The sequence below is a fragment of the Streptomyces sp. NPDC055099 genome (assembly GCF_053607685.1).
The window spans coordinates 106,405-125,261 of record NZ_JBSGUA010000012.1 but is presented as its reverse complement, the minus strand read 5'-3'; the positions used below and the strand labels follow the sequence as shown (position 1 = coordinate 125,261).

The window sequence follows — 18,857 nt, the reverse complement described above, 5'->3', positions numbered from 1 at the left end:
GTCAGCGCAACTCAAGCGCACCGAGCGAGGCCACGCAGCATGGCCCCGAAGCCACGCAGCACGGCCCCGAGTACCGACCGGAGAGAAGAGCGAAGTTGTCCCCGACCAGCGAGACCGCAAAGGGCGGCCGCCGACTCGTCATCGTCGAGTCGCCTGCCAAGGCGAAGACGATCAAGGGTTACCTCGGCCCCGGCTACGTAGTCGAGGCGAGCGTCGGGCACATCCGCGACCTCCCCAACGGCGCCGCGGAGGTACCCGACAAGTACACCGGCGAGGTGCGCCGCCTCGGCGTGGACGTCGAGAACGACTTCGAGCCCATCTATGTCGTCAACGCCGACAAGAAGGCGCAGGTCAAGAAGCTCAAGGACCTGCTGAAGGACTCCGACGAACTCTTCCTCGCCACCGATGAGGACCGCGAGGGCGAAGCCATCGCGTGGCACCTCCTCGAGGTCCTGAAGCCCAAGGTCCCGGTCAAGCGGATGGTCTTCCACGAGATCACCAAGGCCGCGATCCAGGGCGCCGTCGCCAACCCGCGCGAGCTCAACAAGCGCATGGTCGACGCCCAGGAGACCCGCCGCATCCTCGACCGTCTCTACGGCTACGAGGTCTCGCCGGTCCTGTGGAAGAAGGTCATGCCGCGCCTGTCGGCCGGCCGCGTCCAGTCCGTGGCGACCCGCCTCGTCGTCGAGCGTGAGCGCGAGCGCATCGCCTTCCGCTCCGCCGAGTACTGGGACCTGACGGGCACCTTCGGCACCGGCCGCACCGGTGACGCCTCCGACCCCTCGCAGCTCGTCGCGCGCCTCACCACGGTCGACGGCAAGCGCATCGCCCAGGGCCGCGACTTCAACTCGGTCGGACAGCTCAAGTCCGACACCCTGCACCTGGACGAGACCAACGCCCGCGCGCTGGCCACGGCCCTGGAGAACACCAGGTTCGCGGTCCGCTCCGTCGAGTCCAAGCCCTACCGCCGCTCTCCGTACGCGCCGTTCCGTACGACGACGATGCAGCAGGAGGCCAGCCGCAAGCTCGGCTTCGGCGCGAAGGCCACGATGCAGGTGGCCCAGAAGCTGTACGAGAACGGCTTCATCACCTACATGCGTACGGACTCCACGACGCTGTCCGACACGGCGATCACCGCCGCTCGCGCGCAGGTCACGCAGCTGTACGGCAGCGACTACCTGCCGGACAAGCCCCGTACGTACGCCGGGAAGGTCAAGAACGCGCAGGAGGCGCACGAGGCGATCCGCCCCTCGGGTGATCGTTTCCGCACGCCCGCCGAGACCGGTCTGACCGGCGACCAGTTCCGGCTCTACGAACTGATCTGGAAGCGGACCGTCGCCTCCCAGATGAAGGACGCGACCGGAAACTCCGTCACGGTGAAGATCGGTGGCACGGCCGCCGACGGCCGCGACGCCGAGTTCAGCGCGTCCGGCAAGACCATCACCTTCCACGGCTTCATGAAGGCCTACGTAGAGGGCGCGGACGACCCGAACGCCGAGCTCGACGACCGTGAGCGCAGGCTCCCGCAGGTCAACGAGGGCGACGCGCTGACCGCCGACGAGATCACCGTCGACGGCCACGCGACGAAGCCGCCGGCCCGCTACACCGAGGCCTCGCTGGTCAAGGAGCTCGAAGAGCGCGAGATCGGCCGCCCGTCGACGTACGCGTCGATCCTCGGCACGATCCTCGACCGCGGTTACGTCTTCAAGAAGGGCACGGCCCTCGTGCCGTCCTTCTTGTCCTTCGCCGTGGTCAACCTCCTGGAGAAGCACTTCGGGCGGCTCGTCGACTACGACTTCACCGCACGCATGGAGGACGACCTCGACCGCATCGCGCGGGGCGAGGCGCAGGCCGTGCCGTGGCTGAAGCGGTTCTACTTCGGCGAGGGCGACGACTCCGGTGTCGCCTCCAGCGCGGGCAACGGCGACGGCGACCACCTCGGCGGGCTCAAGGAACTGGTGACCGACCTGGGCGCGATCGACGCCCGGGAGATCTCCTCCTTCCCCGTCGGCGACGGCATCCTGCTGCGCGTCGGCCGCTACGGCCCGTACATCGAGCGCGGCGAGAAGGACTCCGAGGGCCACCAGCGCGCCGACGTGCCCGACGACCTGCCGCCGGACGAGCTGACCGTCGCGTACGCCGAGGAGCTGCTCGCCAAGCCGAGCGGTGACTTCGCGCTCGGCACCGACCCCACGTCGGGCCACGAGATCATCGCCAAGGACGGTCGCTACGGCCCGTACGTCACCGAGGTGCTCCCCGAGGGCACTCCGAAGACGGGCAAGAACGCGGTCAAGCCGCGGACGGCCTCGCTCTTCAAGTCCATGTCGCTCGACACGGTGACGCTCGAGGACGCCCTGAAGCTGATGTCCCTGCCGCGTGTGGTCGGGGTGGACGCCGAAGGCGTGGAGATCACCGCGCAGAACGGCCGCTACGGCCCGTATCTGAAGAAGGGCACGGACTCGCGGTCCATCGAGACCGAGGAGCAGCTCTTCAGCATCACGCTGGAAGAGGCCCTCGCGATCTACGCCCAGCCCAAGCAGCGCGGGCGGGCCGCCGCCAAGCCGCCGCTCAAGGAGCTCGGCGAGGACCCGGTCAGCGGGAAGCCCGTCGTCGTCAAGGACGGCCGCTTCGGGGCGTACGTCACGGACGGCGAGACCAACGCGACCCTGCGGGCCGCCGACAGCGTCGAGGACATCACCGCCGAGCGGGGCTACGAACTGCTCGCCGAGAAGCGGGCGAAGGGTCCGGCCAAGAAGACCGCCAAGAAGGCGGCGAAGAAGGCCCCGGCCAAGAAGACCGCCGCCAAGAAGACGGCAGCTTCGGCTGCGAAGAAAACGGCCGCCAAGAAGACGACGGCCGCGAAGAAGACCACTACGAAGACGGCGGCCGCCAAGAAGACCGCTGCTTCGGCCGCGAAGGCGTCCGACGCCGAGTAGGCAGCCGCGTACGTCACCTGGTGACGGCGATGTGAATGTGTGAACCGAAGGGGCGCCTGTTTGTTCGGGCGCCCCTTCGGAGTGTCACACCGTCCGGATAGGCTGGACGGATGACGCGTGCCGAGCAGCCAACGGTCGGAAACCCGGCCCCCGACGACGCCCTGGTCGCAGATTCCCGAGAGCGTGCTGTCCGCGCCTTGCTGCGCGTGCCGCAACTGAAGCGGCTCTGGAGCGCCCAGCTCGTCGGCGGTGTCGGCGATGCCCTCGCCCTCCTTGTCCTGGTGGTGCTCGCTCTGCAAGCGGCCATCGCCGAAGGGGCGTTCGGGGGCGGGTATCGCGGGGTCGCCTTCGCGGTCACCGCCGTCTTCGGGGCCCGCATTCTCGCGACGCTGCTCTTCGGGGCGGTTCTGCTGGGACCGCTGAGCTCGCTCACGTCACCGGACGGGCCGCTCGACCGGCGCTGGACGATGGTCGCCTCGGACGGCCTGCGGGCCGCGCTGCTGATCGTCGCGCCGCTGTGGATCGACTGGACCCCGGACAACGCGCTCGCGATGCTGCTCGTGACCGCCTTCGTGATCGGCGTCGCCGAACGCTTCTGGACGGTCTGCCGGGAGAGCGCGGCGCCCGCGCTGCTGCCCGCGCCGCCCCTGGAGGGCGCCACGGTGCGGCCGCTGCCGGACCACATGGACGCACTGCGGCGCCTGTCGCTGCGTACGGGCTTCGTGGCGCTGCCCATCGCGGCCGCCGCGCTCGTCGCCGTCACGCTGATCGGGAACCTCCTCGGCGCCGGGCTCGACTGGTTCGAGGCGCACCAGGCGGGGCTCGCCTCGTTCGTCGCCGCCGGGCTCTTCGCGGCCTCGCTGTCGATCGTCGTCGTCCTCGAACTTCCCGCCACGCAGACGCCACGCGCGCGTAGCCCGCTCGAAGGGCTGCGCAGGCCGCGCACCGGCAGCGGCACCGACCGGGGCCGCACCGGCGCGATCCCGCTGCTCGTCGCCGCCTGCGCCGCGATCGCCGGGGCCGTCGCGGCCTCCGTCGCGGTCGCCGTGCTGCACGCCAAGGACCTGGACGGCGGGCCCGTCACGTACGGCCTGGTCGTCCTCGCGCTGACCGGCGGCACCGTCGTCGGCATCCGTACGGCACCCTCGCTGCTGCCCTCGCTCTCGCGCCGCAGGCTGCTCGCGCTCGCGATCGCCCTCACCGGCGTCGCGCTGCTCGCCGCGGGCCTCGTGCCCGACGTGACGACCGTGCTGCTGCTCCTCGCGCTCGCCGGAGTGGCCGCGGGCGTCGCCGCGCACACCGGGCACGCGCTCCTCGACCAGGAGGTCGAGGACTACCGCAGGGCGCGCACGACGGAGCATCTCCAGGCGGTCGTACGCCTCTTCGTCGCGCTCGGCGCGCTCATCGCCCCCGTGGTCGCCGCGGCGATCGGGCCGCACCGCTTCGTCAACGGAAAGTTCGTGTTCGACCACGGAGGCGCCGCCTTCACGCTGATGCTGGTGGGCGCGCTGCTCCTGCCGGTGGCCGCGCTGGTCCTCGCCAAGATCGACGACCGGCAGGGCGTGCCGCTGCGTCACGACCTGCGGGACGCGCTGCGCGGGGGCGACGACCCCGTGCAGGGGATCGCCCCCACGGGCTTCTTCATCGCCCTGGAGGGCGGTGACGGCGCGGGCAAGTCCACGCAGGCCGAGGCGCTCGCCGAGTGGATCCGGGCCAAGGGCCATGAGGTCGTCGTGACGCGCGAGCCGGGTGCCACGCCGGTCGGCAAGCGGCTGCGGTCGATCCTGCTCGACGTGTCGTCGGCCGGTCTCTCGCACCGCGCCGAGGCGCTCCTGTACGCCGCCGACCGCGCCGAGCACGTCGACACGGTCGTACGTCCCGCCCTTGAGCGGGGCGCGGTGGTCATCTCCGACCGCTACATCGACTCGTCCGTGGCCTATCAGGGCGCGGGCCGTGATCTGTCCCCGACCGAGATCGCCCGCATCTCGCGGTGGGCGACGGCCGGCCTCGTGCCGCATCTGACGGTGCTGCTCGACGTGGCGCCGGAAGCCGCCCGCGAGCGGTTCACGGAGGCCCCCGACCGACTTGAGTCGGAGCCCGCCGAGTTCCACGCGCGCGTGCGGTCCGGTTTCCTGACGCTCGCCGCCGCCGACCCGGGGCGCTATCTGGTGATCGACGCCGCCCAGGAGCCGGAGGCGGTCACCACCGTCGCCCGGCACCGGCTCGACCTGATGCTGCCGCTCTCCGAGGCCGAGGTGAAGGCACAGGAAGAGGCCCGCAAGGCAGCCGAGGAAGAGGCGCGCCGCAAGGCCGAGGAAGAAGCCGCGCGCAAGGCCGAGGAGGAGCGGATCGAGCGCGAGCGCCAGGAGCAGCTCGCCAAGCTCCGCGCCGAGGAGGAGGAGCGCAAGCGCCGCGAGCTGGAGGAGGCGCAGCGCCGCGAGGCCGAGCGCCAGGCCGAGGAGGCCAGGCAGCGCGCCGAGGAGGCCAAGCGCAAGGCCGAGGAGGAGCAGGCCCGCCTGCTCGCCGAGGAGAAGGTGCGGGCGGCGGAGGAGGCGCGACGCCGCCGCGAGGCGGAGGAAGAGGCGCGGCTCCGGGCCGAGGCCGAGGCGCGCCGCGTGGAGAAGCAGCGCAAGGCGGAAGAGGCACTGCTGCGGGCCGAGGAGGCGCGACGCCTCGCGGCGGCTTCGGCGGCGGCTGCTGCCGCGGCTGCGGCTAGCGCGGCGGCTCCGGCGCCCAAGGCGGCTCCGGCTCCGAAGCCGGCTTCTGCTCCGGCTCCGAAGCCGGCTTCTGCTCCGGCTCCCAAGGCGGGTCCCGTTTCGAAGGCGGCTCCCGCTGCGTCCGAGGCCGCGGCCCCTTCGGATGCCGTGCGGGATGCCGTGCCGGACAACGAGACGACGATCCCCACGCCCGTCGTGAAGCCCGGTGCGTCCGCGCCGTCCGCGTCCGCGCCGGGTGCCGCCGACGAGACCGCGGTGCTTCCGCAGGTGCAGGACACCCGCGGCTCGGAGGAGACCGAGGTCCTGCCGCAGCCGCCCGTGCCGGGTGCCGCCGACGAGACGGCCGTGCTGCCTTCCGTACGGGAGGACAAGGTGCCACCGGGGTACTTCCGCGACGAGCGGCCCGAGGGCGGCAACGACCGCACCCGTGAGCTGCCCCAGGTCGACGAGCACGGGGAGCCCGTCCAGCGGCCTCGTTCGGACTGGGCGGAGGAGACTCCGCTGGACGATCTGCCGACCCTGGCGGACGAGTTGCTGGGGGACCGGGACGAGGACGAGGACGGCCGGGGCGGTGGCCGCGGTGGTGGTCGCGGCGGCCGGGGGCGGAACAAGCGCTGAGCCTCGCCGGGCGGGCGAGCGGACCGCGTGGTCGCGGCGCTGTCACCGTGTTGTCAGTGCCGCGACCCGCGTTGTCAGTGGCGTGCTCCACAATGAATTCGACAGCGCGACGTGACGTGCGGGGCGCGACGCAGGGTGTGCAGGGCGGAGGCGGTGACCGATGACCGTATGGGACGACCTGGTGGGCCAGGAGCGGGTGAGCGAGCAGCTCGGCGCCGCCGCCCGTGACGCCGACACACTGGTCACCGCCGTGGCCTCGGGCTCCCCGCGGCCCGAGGCGTCGAAGATGACGCACGCCTGGCTCTTCACCGGACCGCCCGGCTCCGGGCGGTCCACCGCCGCCCGCGCCTTCGCGGCCGCGCTCCAGTGCACGAGCCCGGACCGCGCGCTCGGCGGCGCCCCCGGCTGCGGCTTCTGCGACGGATGCCACACGAGTCTGGTCGGCACGCACGCCGACGTCGAGGTGGTGCGTACGGACCTGCTGTCCATCGGCGTCAAGGAGACCCGCGACCTGGTCAGGCGGGCCCAGCTCTCGCCCGCCAGCGGTCGCTGGCAGGTCATCGTCCTGGAGGACGCCGACCGCCTCACCGAGGGCGCGGGCAACGTCCTGCTGAAGGCCGTGGAAGAGCCCGCCCCCCGCACCGTATGGCTGCTCTGCGCGCCCTCGCTGGAGGACGTGCTGCCCACCATCCGCTCCCGCTGCCGCCACCTGACGCTGCGTACGCCTCCGGTGGACGCCGTCGCCGACGTACTCGTCCGGCGTGACGGCATCGAGCCGGACGTCGCCTCCGCCGCCGCGCGCGCCACCCAGGGGCACATCGGCCGCGCCCGCCGCCTCGCGACCGACCCGCGGGCCCGCGAGCGCCGTGCCGCCGTGCTCAAGTTGCCCATGCGGGTGCAGGACATCGGCGGCTGTCTCAAGGCCGCCCAGGAGCTGATCGACACGGCGGGCGACGACGCGAAGCAGGTCGCCGAGGAAGTCGACGTCAAGGAGACCGACGACCTGAAGGCGGCGCTCGGGGCGGAGAAGGGCGGCCGGATGCCGCGCGGCACGGCGGGCGTCATGAAGGAACTCGAGGACCGCCAGAAGCGCCGCAGGACCCGCACCCAGCGGGACAGCCTCGACCTCGCGCTCATCGAACTGACCGGTGTCTACCGCGACGTGCTCACCCTGCAGCTCGGCTCGCGCGTGGCCCTGGCCAACACGGAGGTGCTCGACATGCTGGAGCGCCTGGCGCGCGGCACGTCACCCGAGTCCACCCTGCGCCGCATCGAGGCGATCAGCGCCTGCCGCACCGCACTGGACCGCAATGTGGCACCGCTGCTGGCGGTGGAGGCGATGACGGTGGCGCTGCGGGCGGGGTAGAACGAGGGGCTGCCCCTCGTTCTACCCCGGTCGGCGCAGTCACCCGTACGAGCACATTGCGTAACGCGGTCAACGCATAGCGTTAGGCTCACGTGATGCGCATCAGAGGACTCCGCACCCCCGCGACCGTGTTCCTGGCCGCCGGACTGCTCATTTCCGGCTGTTCGGCCGGGAGCTCGACGGCGGACGCGTCCATGGCCGCGCTGCCCCGTGCCACCCCGCAGGAGCTGGCTCCGTACTACGACCAGAAGCTGAGCTGGCGCGAATGCGGCGCCCCCGGCTTCGAGTGCTCCACGATGCGGGCGCCGCTGGACTACGCGAAGCCGGACGGCCCGCAGATCAAGCTCGCCGTCTCCCGCAAGAAGGCCACGGGCCCCGGCAAGCGCCTGGGCTCGCTGCTGGTCAACCCGGGCGGCCCCGGCGGCTCGGCGATCGGCTACCTCCAGTCGTACGCGGCCCTCGGCTACCCCGAGGAGGTCCGCGCGCGGTACGACATGGCCGCCGTCGACCCGCGCGGTGTGGCCCGCAGCGAGCCCGTCACCTGCCTCGACGGCAAGCAGATGGACGCGTACACGCAGACCGACGTCACCCCCGACGACGAGCGCGAAACCGCCGAACTGTCGGACTCCTTCAAGAAGTTCGCGGCCGGCTGCGAGAAGAACTCCGGCGAGGTGCTGCCGCATGTCTCCACGGTCGAGGCGGCCCGCGACATGGACATCCTGCGAGGGGTCCTCGGCGACGAGAAGCTGAGTTACGTGGGCGCCTCGTACGGCACGTTCCTGGGAGCGACGTACGCCGGGCTCTACCCCGACCGGGTCGGCCGCCTCGTCCTGGACGGCGCGATGGACCCGTCCCTGCCGGCGCGCCGCATGAACCGCGACCAGACGGCGGGCTTCGAGACGGCGTTCACGTCGTTCGCGAAGGAGTGCGTGCGCCGGTCGGACTGCCCCCTGGGCACGGAGGACGCGACGGACGCGGGCAAGCGCCTCAAGTCGTTCTTCGACGAACTGGACCGCGCGCCGCTCCCCGCGGGCGACTCCGACGGCCGCAAACTCGGCGAGGCGCTCGCCACGACCGGCGTGATCGCGGCGATGTACGACGAGGGCGCCTGGCCGCAACTGCGCACGGCGCTGTCCGCCGCGATGAAGGAAAAGGACGGCGCGCCGCTTCTCTCGCTCTCCGACAGCTACTACGAGCGCGACGCCGACGGAACGTACGCGAACCTCATGTTCGCCAACGCCGCCGTGAACTGCCTGGACCTGCCCCCGGCCTTCAAGACGCCCGCCGACGTGAAGAAGTCGCTCCCGGACTTCGAGAAGGCGTCCCCGGTCTTCGGCGAGGGCCTGGCCTGGGCCTCGCTGAACTGCTCGTACTGGCCGGTGAAGGCGACGGGCGAGCCGCACCGCATCAAGGCGGAAGGCGCGGCTCCGATCGTCGTGGTCGGCACCACGCGCGACCCGGCGACCCCCTACCGCTGGGCCGAGGCCCTGGCCGACCAGCTCTCCTCCGGCAAGCTGCTCACCTACGAGGGCGACGGCCACACGGCGTACGGCCGGGGCAGCAAGTGCGTGGACTCGGCGATCAACGCCTACTTGCTGGACGGCAAGGCCCCGGACGACGGAAAGCGCTGCTCACAGGGTTGACGCGGGCCCAGGAGGTCCGCCCGCCGGGGGTGTGCGGAGCACCCCCGGAAACTGTGTAGACTTGGCGTCGCTGCTGATCGCACCATAGGTGCGGGACGCGTGCGCCGCCTTAGCTCAGATGGCCAGAGCAACGCACTCGTAATGCGTAGGTCTCGGGTTCGAATCCCGAAGGCGGCTCCGCTGAAGCCCCAGGACTCACTCGCCGTGACCTGGGGCTTTTGCTTTGCCGTTTTGCGGGTGGGGCGTCGTGGATTCCGGGCGGGGCGGCCTCAGCGGGCGTAGGTGCCCAGGCCTATCAAGCAGTAGACGTACTCGTTGATCGTCGAGCCGTTGAGGGTGTAGCGGTACGAGAAGGCGTACTGCGTTCTGGGGTTTTCGTTGCAGCGGCTCATCTCCGATGTCATGGGGATCGTCTGGATCACCTCGTAGTGGGCGTCGGACGCCGAGCATGACACCTCTTCCACGTCGTTGACCTCCTGTGCCGTCGTGGAGTCCGGCAGCGTGCCGTTGAGGCAGGTGCCCGATCTGAAGGGGGTGGGGGCCTGGCTCGTGGGGGCGGCCGTGGCGGGGGAGGTGGGGGCGCTTGTGTACGAGGGCGTGCTTGTGCTGGTGGGTGGGGTGTAGGGAGTTCCGCTTGTCGAGGGGGTGGGGGCTGCGTTGTCGGTGGTGGTGCCGGTGTTGTCGTCCTGCCCCTGGGTCAGCAGCAGGATGAGAACGACCACGGCGCCGACGGCGCCCAGTGCTGTCAGGCAGCCGCGGGCCGTGGAGCCGGGGCCGGAGTTGCGCGGGCGGGGGGCTGGTCGTGGTGCTGGCGTCGTGGGTTCGGGCACCGGGTCAGTATGGGGCCCGTGGACTGCGTTGGTGGAGTGTTTTTCTAGAAAAGTGCTCTAGAAGTGGCTTGGCTGGGCCTAGGGGGTGGGTGCTCTAGGCTTGGGCCACCATGAGCCCCAAGCAACAACGTGGCGAAGAGACCGCCGACCGACTCCTGGATGCCGCGCTCCGGGTGTTTGCCGACTCCGGCGAGCAAGGCGTGACCGTCGGTGCGCTCACCAAGGCCAGTGGTGTCAGTCTCGGGAGTCTCTACCACCACTTCGGCAGCGTCGACGGGCTCATGAGCGCCCTGTTGCAGCGCTGGCTCGGGCGGCTGCTCGTCGAGATGGCTGCTTCCGTGGAGCGGTCCCGTACGGCCAGGACCGGTATCCGCGCCCTCGTGCGGGCCTACATGAAGTTCATCCAGGAGAACCCTGAGGCCGCCCGTCTCCTGCACTCCTCGTACGCCGACCGGCTCGGGATGGCTCAGGCCCGGCAGATCCGTGACGCCCAGGAGGCCAGGCTGTCGCCGCTGACCGCCTGGATGCAGCAGCACGTCGACTCGGGTGAGGTCGCCCCGATCCCCATGGCTCTGCTCGAGGGGCTGGTCCTGGGGCCCGTCGTTGCCACCGCCCGTCGTTGGCTCGCCGGTTTCGACGACGTGGATCTTGACCAGGCCGCGCGGGTCCTGCCGGAGAGGATCTGGCGCTCGATCGTTCCTTGAGTCAGTGGCGTAGTGCTCTGCTGATTTCCGCCTTGGGGGTGCCTGAGAGGGAGCGGTTGCTGCGGGCCGTGCCTGACTTCGACTTGCCGGGCTCTACGTCGGTGATGTTGAGGACGGCCGTGTCGAGGAGATTGCCGTCGTTGTCGCGGAAGTTGACGGAGATCGTGTAGTCCGCCTTCTTGTCCTTGGGGTTGGTGGCCGTGACCTCGGCTGTTGTTCTGTCTCCCTCTGACTTGGTGGGGCCCTCGACCTTTACGTCGCCCTTCGAGTCCACCCCGTCCTTCACCTCGGCCATCTTGGAGGCGGCGGCTTCCGTCGCTGACGAGACGGCTTCGCCCGCCTTGGCCGTGGCGGAGGCGGCCCTGTCCTTGGCCTTGTCCACGTCGCTCTCCGAGCAGGCGGTGGTGGAGAGGGCGAGGAGGGTGAGGAGGGCTGTGGTGGTTGCGGTGGTTGCGATGCGGGTGGCTTGGGCGCGGGCGGGCTTGGTGCGGGCGGTCTTGGTGCGGTTCATGCGGACCACCTTCGGGGTGGTGGGGGGTGGGCGCGAGGTGGAGCGGGCCGTATGGGTGCGCCTGCGGCGTCGCCGGCTCGGTGACCTCGGTGTGGGGTGTCGGGTGCGTCGCGCGCCCACCCGCCGAAAAATCCCACCCCAACCGGCCAATCCTGCGTCTGCGTGGGAAATATCTGTCCGGTTGAGATGGCGGCGGAGCGGTTGCACGGTGGCGGGTCGGTGGGAGGGGGAAATCGTGCTTGCGTCCGCGTCGCGGAGTGCGAGGATGCCGCGATGATTGATGACGTCGAGTCCTACGTTCGGTTTCAGTCGCCCGCGCGCCATCAGCGGGGCCATTTCACCGGGGTGTTCGGGCTGGTCAACAACCTCGCCAAAGCGGGGAAGTTGACTGCCGAGCAAGAGCTGTTTCGGCGTACCAACAACGATTGGTACGACAGCGCCTATCCGGACCCCTCGACCGTCGACCCCACCGTCTACGACCCCGAAGTGAACCCCTGCGCCGTCGCCTGGTTCAAGGTCACCGCCACCCATCTCATCGAGCGCGTACCCGGCTACCTGGAGATTCTCGACGCGCACGGCGTCGAGTGTCGGGTGGTGCGGTCCTCGGATCCTGGGCGGGTCGTGTACGAGGATGAGTTTCAGGTCGTGGTCGTGCCTCACGACGGCGAGGACGAGGGCGAGGACGAGCACGTGGCGTAGGCGGCCGGTCCGGAGTTATGTGGATCCTGTCAGGCCGCTGTCCGATTCCGGTTGGGGCCGTGCGGGCCCGCTTATGCTCGACGCCATGTGCGCTTTTGTCCTGGTCGCGGAGGATGACGAGAAACAGGCCGAGCTGGTCCGCCGCTATCTGGAGCGCGAGGGCCACACGGTCGCCGTCGTCCATGACGGACGCGCCGCGATCGACGAGGTGCGGCGCAGGCCGCCGGATCTGCTCGTGCTCGACGTGATGATGCCGCGCGTCGACGGGCTCGGCGTCACCCGCGTCCTGAGGGGTGGGAGCGGGCACGGGAGCGGGGTCGGCCCCGCCCCCGGGATTCCGATTCTGATGCTTACCGCTCGGTCCACCGAGGATGATCTGCTGCTCGGTCTCGATCTCGGTGCCGACGACTATCTGACGAAGCCGTACAGCCCCCGCGAGCTGATGGCCCGCGTCCGTACGCTGCTGCGGCGTTCCCAGGGCACGCACCATCCCGTCGTCGAGGGCGGCGAAGCCGTGCCGCGGGTGCTGCGTGTCGGTGGGCTCACCGTCGATCCGGTGCGGCACGAGGTGACCGTCGACGGGCGACTCGTCGAGTGCACCCCGGGGGAGTTCGAGCTGCTCGCGGCGCTTGCGGCGGAGCCGGAGCGGGTGTTCACGCGGCCCCAGCTGCTCGATCGTATCCATGGATCGTCGGGGTACATATCGGTGCGCACCGTCGACGTACACGTACTGAATCTGCGCAAGAAGATCGAGGTCGATCCGCGTAGGCCGCGCCATCTCGTGACGGTCTTCGGTGTCGGCTACAAGCTCACGGGTGCGGCCTTCGCCGCGGCCCCCGGGGCGCCGCTCGGGGCGGCGGCGCGTCGTGGGGCGTGACATACCGTTCCGCAAGAGCCTGCTGCCTCGGCTGCTCGCGGTTTCCGTCCTCGTCTCGGTCCTGTCGATCGCCGCCACCGCCTGGCTCGCCGCGCAGACCACGTCCGGCGCCATCCGGCAGGAGCAGGGGCAGGTGCTCGCCGACGACGCGCGTGTCTACGACGAGTTGCTCGGCCTCGCGGCGACCGCGCCCGGGTGGCAGGGCGCCGAGAAGACCGTGCGGGAGCTGGCCCGGCAGACCGGGCGGCGTATCACCCTCACCACCCAGGACCGCGTCGTCATCGCCGACTCGCGGAGAGCCGACGGGAGCCGCGTCGGTGTCGAGTTGCCCTCCAAGGCCTCGGCCGTCGTCGATCCGCTCGCCGTCGACGGGGCGTTGACCACAGGCGAGGATGGCGGGGGCGAGGACAGCGCGGGGCTCGACCGCATCGATCCGCGTGCGGTCGGTCCCTTCCGGCTCTCCGGGCGGGAGCGGGACGAGCTGGCGAAGGTGGCCTCCGACGTCGTCGGCTGCATGCACGACTTCGGGGTCGTCGCCCGGTCCGTGCAGGGGCCCGGCGGGCGTCCGCGCATCGAGGCCGCCAACGACCCGAACCGTTTTCTCGACTTCACCTGCAACGACACGCGGCTCGTCGTCCCCACCCGCACGGAGAGCAAGGCCCTCAAGAGGCTCAACGAGCTCACCAACGCGTGTCTGCGGCGCGGGTCGCAGCCGCCCGTCACGGTCGAGCTCGATCTCACCTGGCGGCGGTCGGGCGGAGGGGCGACCCCCGCCCCCGGTGTGGTGGGTCCGCCCGTCGAGTCGGGCATGCGTGGGGAGCCGGGGCTTCGGGTGGAGAGTCGCGCCACCCCCACCCCGGCGGACAGTTACTCGCCCGCCCCCAAGGCCACCCCCACCGAGCCGGAGGGCCCCGCCGCCCCCAAGGCCACCCCCACCGAGCCGGAGGGCCCCGCCGCCCCCAAGGCCACATCCGCAGAGCCGGACGGCCCCGCCGCCCGCAAGGCCACCCCCACCGAGCCGGAGGGCCCCGCCGCCCCCAAGGCCACCCCCACCCAGCCGGGCGGCCCCGCCGCCCGCAGCACCCCCAGCGGACCTGCCGTCCCCGCTGATCCCATGGACGGCACCCGCGTGGCCGACGCCAAAGCCGCCGCCTGCCTGGGCAGCGCCCGCCGCGAGCAGCTCGGACCGTACGTCTCCGCGCCCGCGCTCCTCTTCGTGACCTCCGCCGACGGTTCCCGCAGCGCGGCGGCCCGCGCGGGCGAGACCTCGGGGTTCAGCCTCTCCCGGGCCAACACCACCCGGCTCGCGGGCCTCTCCGCGGGCATCCTCGCCGTGACCGTCGCCGTCACCGCGTTCGCCGCGAGCCGGCTGACCCGCCCGCTGCGGGCGCTGACCACCGCGACGCAGCGGATGAAGACGGGCGAGGCGGCCGAACCTGTCAACGCGCGCTCGGCCGGTTCGGCGGGGGAGATCCGTCAACTCGCCGACGCCTTCAATGACATGGCCGCCCACCGCAAGGCCCTGGAGGACCACCGCAAGGCGCTGGAGGATCAGCGTCAGGCGATGGTGAGCGACGTCGCGCATGAGCTGCGTACGCCGTTGTCCAACATCCGCGGCTGGCTGGAGGCGGCCGAGGACGGCGTCGTCGCCACCGACCCGGAGCTGGTCTCCTCGCTCCTCGAAGAGGCCGTGCTGCTCCAGCACATCGTCAACGACCTGCAGGATCTCGCCGCCGCCGACGCCGGTACCCTCCGGCTGCACCGCGAGCCCGTGCACGCCTCCGACGTCGTCGACCAGGTCGCGGCGGCGCACCAGGCGGGCGCCGAGGCGGCGGGCGTACGGCTGAGCGCGACGACGACCGGCGACCCCTGTTTCACCGCAGATCCGCTCCGGCTCCGGCAGGCCATCGGCAACCTCGTCTCGAACGCGATCCGGCACACCCCGGAGGGCGGCAGCGTCACGATCGACTGCCGCGCCACGCCCGACGCGGTGGTGGTGGAGGTCGCCGACACCGGTACCGGCATCGACCCCGACGACCTCCCGCACGTCTTCGACCGCTTCTGGCGCGCGGACAAGTCGCGCACGCGGTCCACGGGTGGCAGCGGGCTCGGCCTCGCGATCGTCCGGCAGCTGGTGGAGGGGCACGGCGGGACGGTGACGGTGCGGAGCACGCCGGGGGAGGGGGCGGTGTTCACGGTGTGGGTGCCGTCGGAGGCGTCGGAGCCCTCGGAGTCCTCGGATCCCTCGGTGCCGTTGGAATCGGCGGGGTGACGAGTGGTCGTGGGGGTACGCGGAAGGTGCTGCCGATGGCCCCACGTGAGCGAATGGTGGGCGATCCGTGAGCAACTGGTGCCGGTATCCGGCCGCCGGAGCGAGAGGCCGAAGTCTGTGCGTCCGTACGTCCCGCGTGGGGCCGGTGACGCAGGCGCGGCCGCTCTCGTTCCGCGGGCCCCTTAACTCCCCCACCCCGTCAGGAAGTTAAGAGCGCCTCGCAGAACCTGAGCGGGCCCGGCCGCAACGGTGACACTCCCCCGAGTTACGCGTTGCGCGCGAGTACCGGCGGGGCCGGGCCCGATGTTCTGATCCCATCAGGGTCCGCCAACCGATCGCTAACATGTGGCCAACGGTTGGCGGGAGATGGCGTGGACGTACGGTGCGACGGCTTGCGGTTCGGGCTCCTGGGCGCGCCTGCCGTGTACGACGCCAAGGGCGAGCCACAGCCGGTGCAGAGCGCCAAGGGCCGCGCCTTGCTGGCCGCGCTGCTGCTCGAACCGGGCCGCGTGGTGTCCGTCGACGCCCTCAAGGACGCGCTGTGGGGCGGCGCCCCGCCCGCGTCCGCACACGCCTCGCTGCAGAACCACGTGACGCGGCTGCGCCGGCTCCTGGACGACCCGGGCCGGCTGCGGGCGGTGCCCCCGGGGTACCGGCTGCGGGTGGCCGACGGGGAGTTGGACGTACGGGTCTTCGAGCAGCTGGTCGCACGGGCGCGGGCCGCGCACGCGGAACGTGACTGGGACGGCTGCGCGGAGGCCGCGTCCGGTGCGCTCGGGCTGTGGCGCGGTACTCCGCTGGGCGGGGTGCCCGCGGATGCGGCGGGGCACGCGCTCGTACCGCGCCTCGAGGAGGCGCGGCTGCTCGCCCTCGAACTGCGGTACGACGCGGAGCTCGCGTCCGGCGGCGGAGGCGGGGGGCTCGTGCCGGAGCTCGCCGAGCTGGTCGCCGAGCATCCGCTGCGGGAGGCCTTCCACCGGCAGCTGATGCTGGTACTGCACCGTACGGGCCGCCAGGCGGAAGCCCTGGCCGTCCACCGCGAGCTGCGGCGCAGGCTGGTGGAGGAACTGGGCGTGGAGCCCGGCGCCTCGGTACGGGACGCGCACCGTGAGGTGTTGCAGGGGTCTGCGGGTGTCGGTGGTTCCGGCACTAGTGCGGGTGCCGGTGGTGCTGGTGGTGCTGGTGCCGGCACCGTGAGCGAGGTGGGCTCCTCGGGTGCCCCGGCGGTCACGGCGGTCACGGCAGCCTCGGCTGAGGCCGCGCTCGTTTCCTCACCCGCGTCCTCATTCGCGTCCTACGCCAGCCCCGCCGATGCCCTCCACGCCTCCGATGCCGCCTCAGCCGACGCCACCCGCACTCCTGCTCCCACTCCCGCCCCCGTCAACGCCGCCCCCACCTCCACCCCCCGTACCTCCCCTCACACACGTCCCGCGCAACTCCCGCTAGCACCACCGCACTTCACCGGCCGCGAGGACGTCGTACGTGCCTTGGCGCAGCTGCTCGCCGGCCTGAACGACGGCAGCAGCAGCGGCAGCGACAGCAACCACGGCAACTCACCCACCCCCACCACGCTCACACCCACCACTCCCACCCCCACCACTCCGCCCGTAGCCGTCCTCTCCGGCATGGCCGGAGTAGGGAAAAGCGCTCTCGCCCTCCACGTGGCGCACCGGCTGCGGGCGCACTTTCCCGATGGGCAGCTCTACATCAATCTGCGCGGGGCCACTCCCGGCATGACGCCCCTCACGCCGATCCAGGCCCTCGCCGCCCTGCTCCGGGACCTCGGGGTCGACGCGAGTCACAGCCCCGAACACCCGGACGCGGCAGCCGCGTTGCTCCGTTCGCTGCTCGCCCCCACCCGCACCCTGGTGGTCCTCGACGACGCCGCGACCGCCGCGCAGGTGCGGCCGCTGCTGCCCGCGGGACCCGGTTGCGCGGTCATCGTCACCAGCCGTTCGCCGCTCACCGCGCTCGACGGAGCGGGTCGTTTCCCGTTGGACCCGCTCTCCGAGGGGGACAGCGTCGCCCTGCTGCGGGCGGTCTCCGGGCGCGCGGGGCTCGACGAGGGGCACCCCCTGGTCGAACTCGCGGGCCGGCTGCCGCTGGCCCTGCGGATCATCGCGGCCCGGCTCGCCGCCCGCCGCGCGCTCACCCCCGACGCCCTCGCCGAACTCCTCACCGTCAGCGGCGGACGGCTGCACCACCTGGAGCATGACGACCTGAGCGTCCGCCGCTCGCTGGCCGTGGCCCTGGACGCGCTGCGCACGTCGGAGCGCGAGTCCGACCGGGACGCTGCCGCCGCACTCGCCGCGATCGGCGCGCTCGACCTCCCGGCGTACGGAGTCCCGCTCGTGGCACGCCTGTTGGGCGTGGAGGAGTGGCGCGCGGGGGCCGCACTCGACCGGCTCGTCGACGTCGCGCTCCTCGACGAGACGGCCTACGGCCGCTATGCCCCGCACGACCTCGTACGCGATTTCGCGCGGGAAGCGGCCCACCAGGACGAGGCGCGGGCCGCGGACGTCGTGGACATGGCCCTGCGGTGGTACGCGGAGTCGGCGCGGCAGACCCTGCTCGCGATCATGCCGGAGGGGCTCGACCGCGACGACCGGCTCGGGGAGCTGCCCGAACGGCTGCTGCCCCGGCACACCGCTGACGGCCGCCCCGTACCGGCCGTGCCGCCGATGTCCACCGATGACGCCTTCGCCTGGGGCGACACCGAGCTCGCCAACGTCATCGCCCTCGCTGACCGGCACGGCCGCGATTCCTCCCTCCTGCCCGTACTGGTCCGCTGCTTCTTCTCGTACCTCAAGCGCCGTGGCCGTCTCGCCGAGGCCGACCTCCTGAACCGCCTCTCGGTGACCGCGGCCCGCCGCAGGCAGGACACGGCGGCCGAGGCCCAGGCCCTGACCGACCTCGCGGGGCTCAGCTACGTGTCGGGCCGCAGCGGTACGGCGCTCGACCTGATCGACGAGGCCCTCGACCTGTGGCGGTCGCTCGACCGCATGTCGTGCGTCCACCGCGGTGTCATCAACCGCGGGCTCCTCCTCGAAGCGCTCGGCCGCTACGAGGAGTCGGCCGAGGCGCTGCGCCACAGCCTGGAGCTCGCCAAGGCCGTGGACGACCCGCTGAGCGAGGCGTTCGCCCTCAGTACATTGGGCAACGTCTACGAGCACACCGACGCCCGCGCCGCGATCTCCTACTACGAGCGGAGCCTGGCGATCGGCGAGACCCTCGGGCACGTGGGCCTGCGGCAGGAGTTGCACTGCGACATGGGCAAGGCGCACCTCGTCCTCGGTGAACCGGGCGTGGCGCTCGGGCACTTCGAGGAGAGCCTGCGCCTTCACGGCGAGGCCGAGGACTGGCACAACGAGTCCAAGGTGCGCCTTGGTATGGTCCGCGCCCTGCGCGAGATGTCCCGCACGCAGGACGCGGGGCGCGAGTGTGCCGGTCTCCTGGAGCGCGCGGAACAGCGGGCCGACGCCCACATGGCGGGACTCGCCCGCCATCAGTGGGGGCTGCTGCTGTACGCGGAGGGGCGTACGGAAGAGGCGTACGCGCAGTGGAGGTCGGCGCTGGCGGCGCTGCACGGCACGGACAGCAGTGAGGTGGTCGGGGAGCTGAAGAGCTTGCTGGCGGACTCACCGCCGGCCTGAACCCGCCCCGCCAGAACCCGCTTAGCCCTAG

11 protein-coding genes and 1 tRNA gene are annotated in these 18,857 nt (G+C 71.8%); 10 read left to right on the top strand and 2 right to left on the bottom strand.

Annotation, left to right across the window (positions count from 1 at the left end; all coding sequences use genetic code 11):
- Nucleotides 1–95 precede the first annotated feature (95 nt).
- The 5 genes from topA to ACWFRU_RS27565 all read left to right on the top strand — a co-directional run bounded on the left by topA (nt 96) and on the right by ACWFRU_RS27565 (nt 9,457).
- Nucleotides 96–2,936 (top strand): type I DNA topoisomerase, encoded by a 2,841-nt coding sequence (gene topA, locus ACWFRU_RS27585; RefSeq protein ID WP_453690832.1) that lies wholly within the window; start codon nt 96–98, stop codon nt 2,934–2,936.
- Between the two features lie 110 nt (nt 2,937–3,046).
- Nucleotides 3,047–6,271 (top strand): dTMP kinase, encoded by a 3,225-nt coding sequence (tmk, locus tag ACWFRU_RS27580; protein ID WP_453690831.1) that lies wholly within the window; start codon nt 3,047–3,049, stop codon nt 6,269–6,271.
- A gap of 160 nt (nt 6,272–6,431) precedes the next feature.
- On the top strand, nt 6,432–7,637 hold the full coding sequence (locus ACWFRU_RS27575) for a DNA polymerase III subunit delta' (protein WP_453690830.1): 1,206 nt from the start codon (nt 6,432–6,434) through the stop codon (nt 7,635–7,637).
- Between the two features lie 95 nt (nt 7,638–7,732).
- Nucleotides 7,733–9,280, top strand: coding sequence for an alpha/beta hydrolase (locus ACWFRU_RS27570; RefSeq protein WP_453690829.1), 1,548 nt, complete (start codon nt 7,733–7,735; stop codon nt 9,278–9,280).
- A 103-nt stretch (nt 9,281–9,383) separates the two neighbouring features.
- Nucleotides 9,384–9,457 (top strand) — tRNA-Thr (locus ACWFRU_RS27565).
- A 92-nt stretch (nt 9,458–9,549) separates the two neighbouring features.
- On the opposite strand, the gene ACWFRU_RS27560 is transcribed toward ACWFRU_RS27565, so the two are convergent.
- Nucleotides 9,550–10,110 (bottom strand): LppU/SCO3897 family protein, encoded by a 561-nt coding sequence (locus ACWFRU_RS27560; RefSeq protein WP_453690828.1) that lies wholly within the window; start codon nt 10,108–10,110, stop codon nt 9,550–9,552.
- A 110-nt stretch (nt 10,111–10,220) separates the two neighbouring features.
- On the opposite strand from ACWFRU_RS27560, the gene ACWFRU_RS27555 reads away from it, so the two are divergent.
- On the top strand, nt 10,221–10,814 hold the full coding sequence (locus tag ACWFRU_RS27555) for a TetR/AcrR family transcriptional regulator (protein ID WP_453690827.1): 594 nt from the start codon (nt 10,221–10,223) through the stop codon (nt 10,812–10,814).
- Nucleotide 10,815: 1 nt separating this feature from the next.
- Here the strand turns inward: ACWFRU_RS27555 and ACWFRU_RS27550 are convergent, their stop codons facing one another.
- Nucleotides 10,816–11,325 carry an FxLYD domain-containing protein gene (locus tag ACWFRU_RS27550; RefSeq protein ID WP_453690826.1) on the bottom strand — a complete coding sequence of 170 codons (510 nt, stop codon included), beginning with the start codon at nt 11,323–11,325 and terminating at the stop codon, nt 10,816–10,818.
- 273 nt (nt 11,326–11,598) lie between these two features.
- Here ACWFRU_RS27550 and ACWFRU_RS27545 point away from each other — a divergent pair, with 273 nt between their 5' ends.
- The 4 genes from ACWFRU_RS27545 to ACWFRU_RS27530 all read left to right on the top strand — a co-directional run bounded on the left by ACWFRU_RS27545 (nt 11,599) and on the right by ACWFRU_RS27530 (nt 18,826).
- A complete protein-coding gene (locus ACWFRU_RS27545; protein ID WP_453690825.1) occupies nt 11,599–12,024 on the top strand; it encodes a hypothetical protein in 426 nt (141 codons plus the stop codon).
- An 85-nt stretch (nt 12,025–12,109) separates the two neighbouring features.
- Entirely contained in the window at nt 12,110–12,901 is a 792-nt protein-coding gene (locus tag ACWFRU_RS27540; RefSeq protein WP_453690824.1) for a response regulator transcription factor, read from the top strand.
- The gene (locus ACWFRU_RS27535) at nt 12,891–15,173 is read left to right on the top strand and encodes an ATP-binding protein (RefSeq protein ID WP_453690823.1); all 2,283 of its coding nucleotides are present in this window, start codon (nt 12,891–12,893) and stop codon (nt 15,171–15,173) included. The genes ACWFRU_RS27540 and ACWFRU_RS27535 overlap by 11 nt, the downstream gene beginning before the upstream one ends.
- A 371-nt stretch (nt 15,174–15,544) precedes the next feature.
- Nucleotides 15,545–18,826, top strand: a complete 3,282-nt coding sequence (locus ACWFRU_RS27530) for a BTAD domain-containing putative transcriptional regulator (RefSeq protein ID WP_453690822.1) — start codon at nt 15,545–15,547, stop codon at nt 18,824–18,826.
- Nucleotides 18,827–18,857: the final 31 nt, after the last annotated feature.

Coding starts and splice junctions, on each gene's coding strand:
- ACWFRU_RS27550 (WP_453690826.1), bottom strand. CDS start 11,325: ATGAACCGCACCAAGACCGCCCGCACCAAGCCCGCCCGCGCCCAAGCC.
- ACWFRU_RS27555 (WP_453690827.1), top strand. CDS start 10,221: ATGAGCCCCAAGCAACAACGTGGCGAAGAGACCGCCGACCGACTCCTG.
- ACWFRU_RS27545 (WP_453690825.1), top strand. CDS start 11,599: ATGATTGATGACGTCGAGTCCTACGTTCGGTTTCAGTCGCCCGCGCGC.
- ACWFRU_RS27570 (WP_453690829.1), top strand. CDS start 7,733: ATGCGCATCAGAGGACTCCGCACCCCCGCGACCGTGTTCCTGGCCGCC.
- ACWFRU_RS27575 (WP_453690830.1), top strand. CDS start 6,432: ATGACCGTATGGGACGACCTGGTGGGCCAGGAGCGGGTGAGCGAGCAG.
- ACWFRU_RS27540 (WP_453690824.1), top strand. CDS start 12,110: ATGTGCGCTTTTGTCCTGGTCGCGGAGGATGACGAGAAACAGGCCGAG.
- tmk (WP_453690831.1), top strand. CDS start 3,047: ATGACGCGTGCCGAGCAGCCAACGGTCGGAAACCCGGCCCCCGACGAC.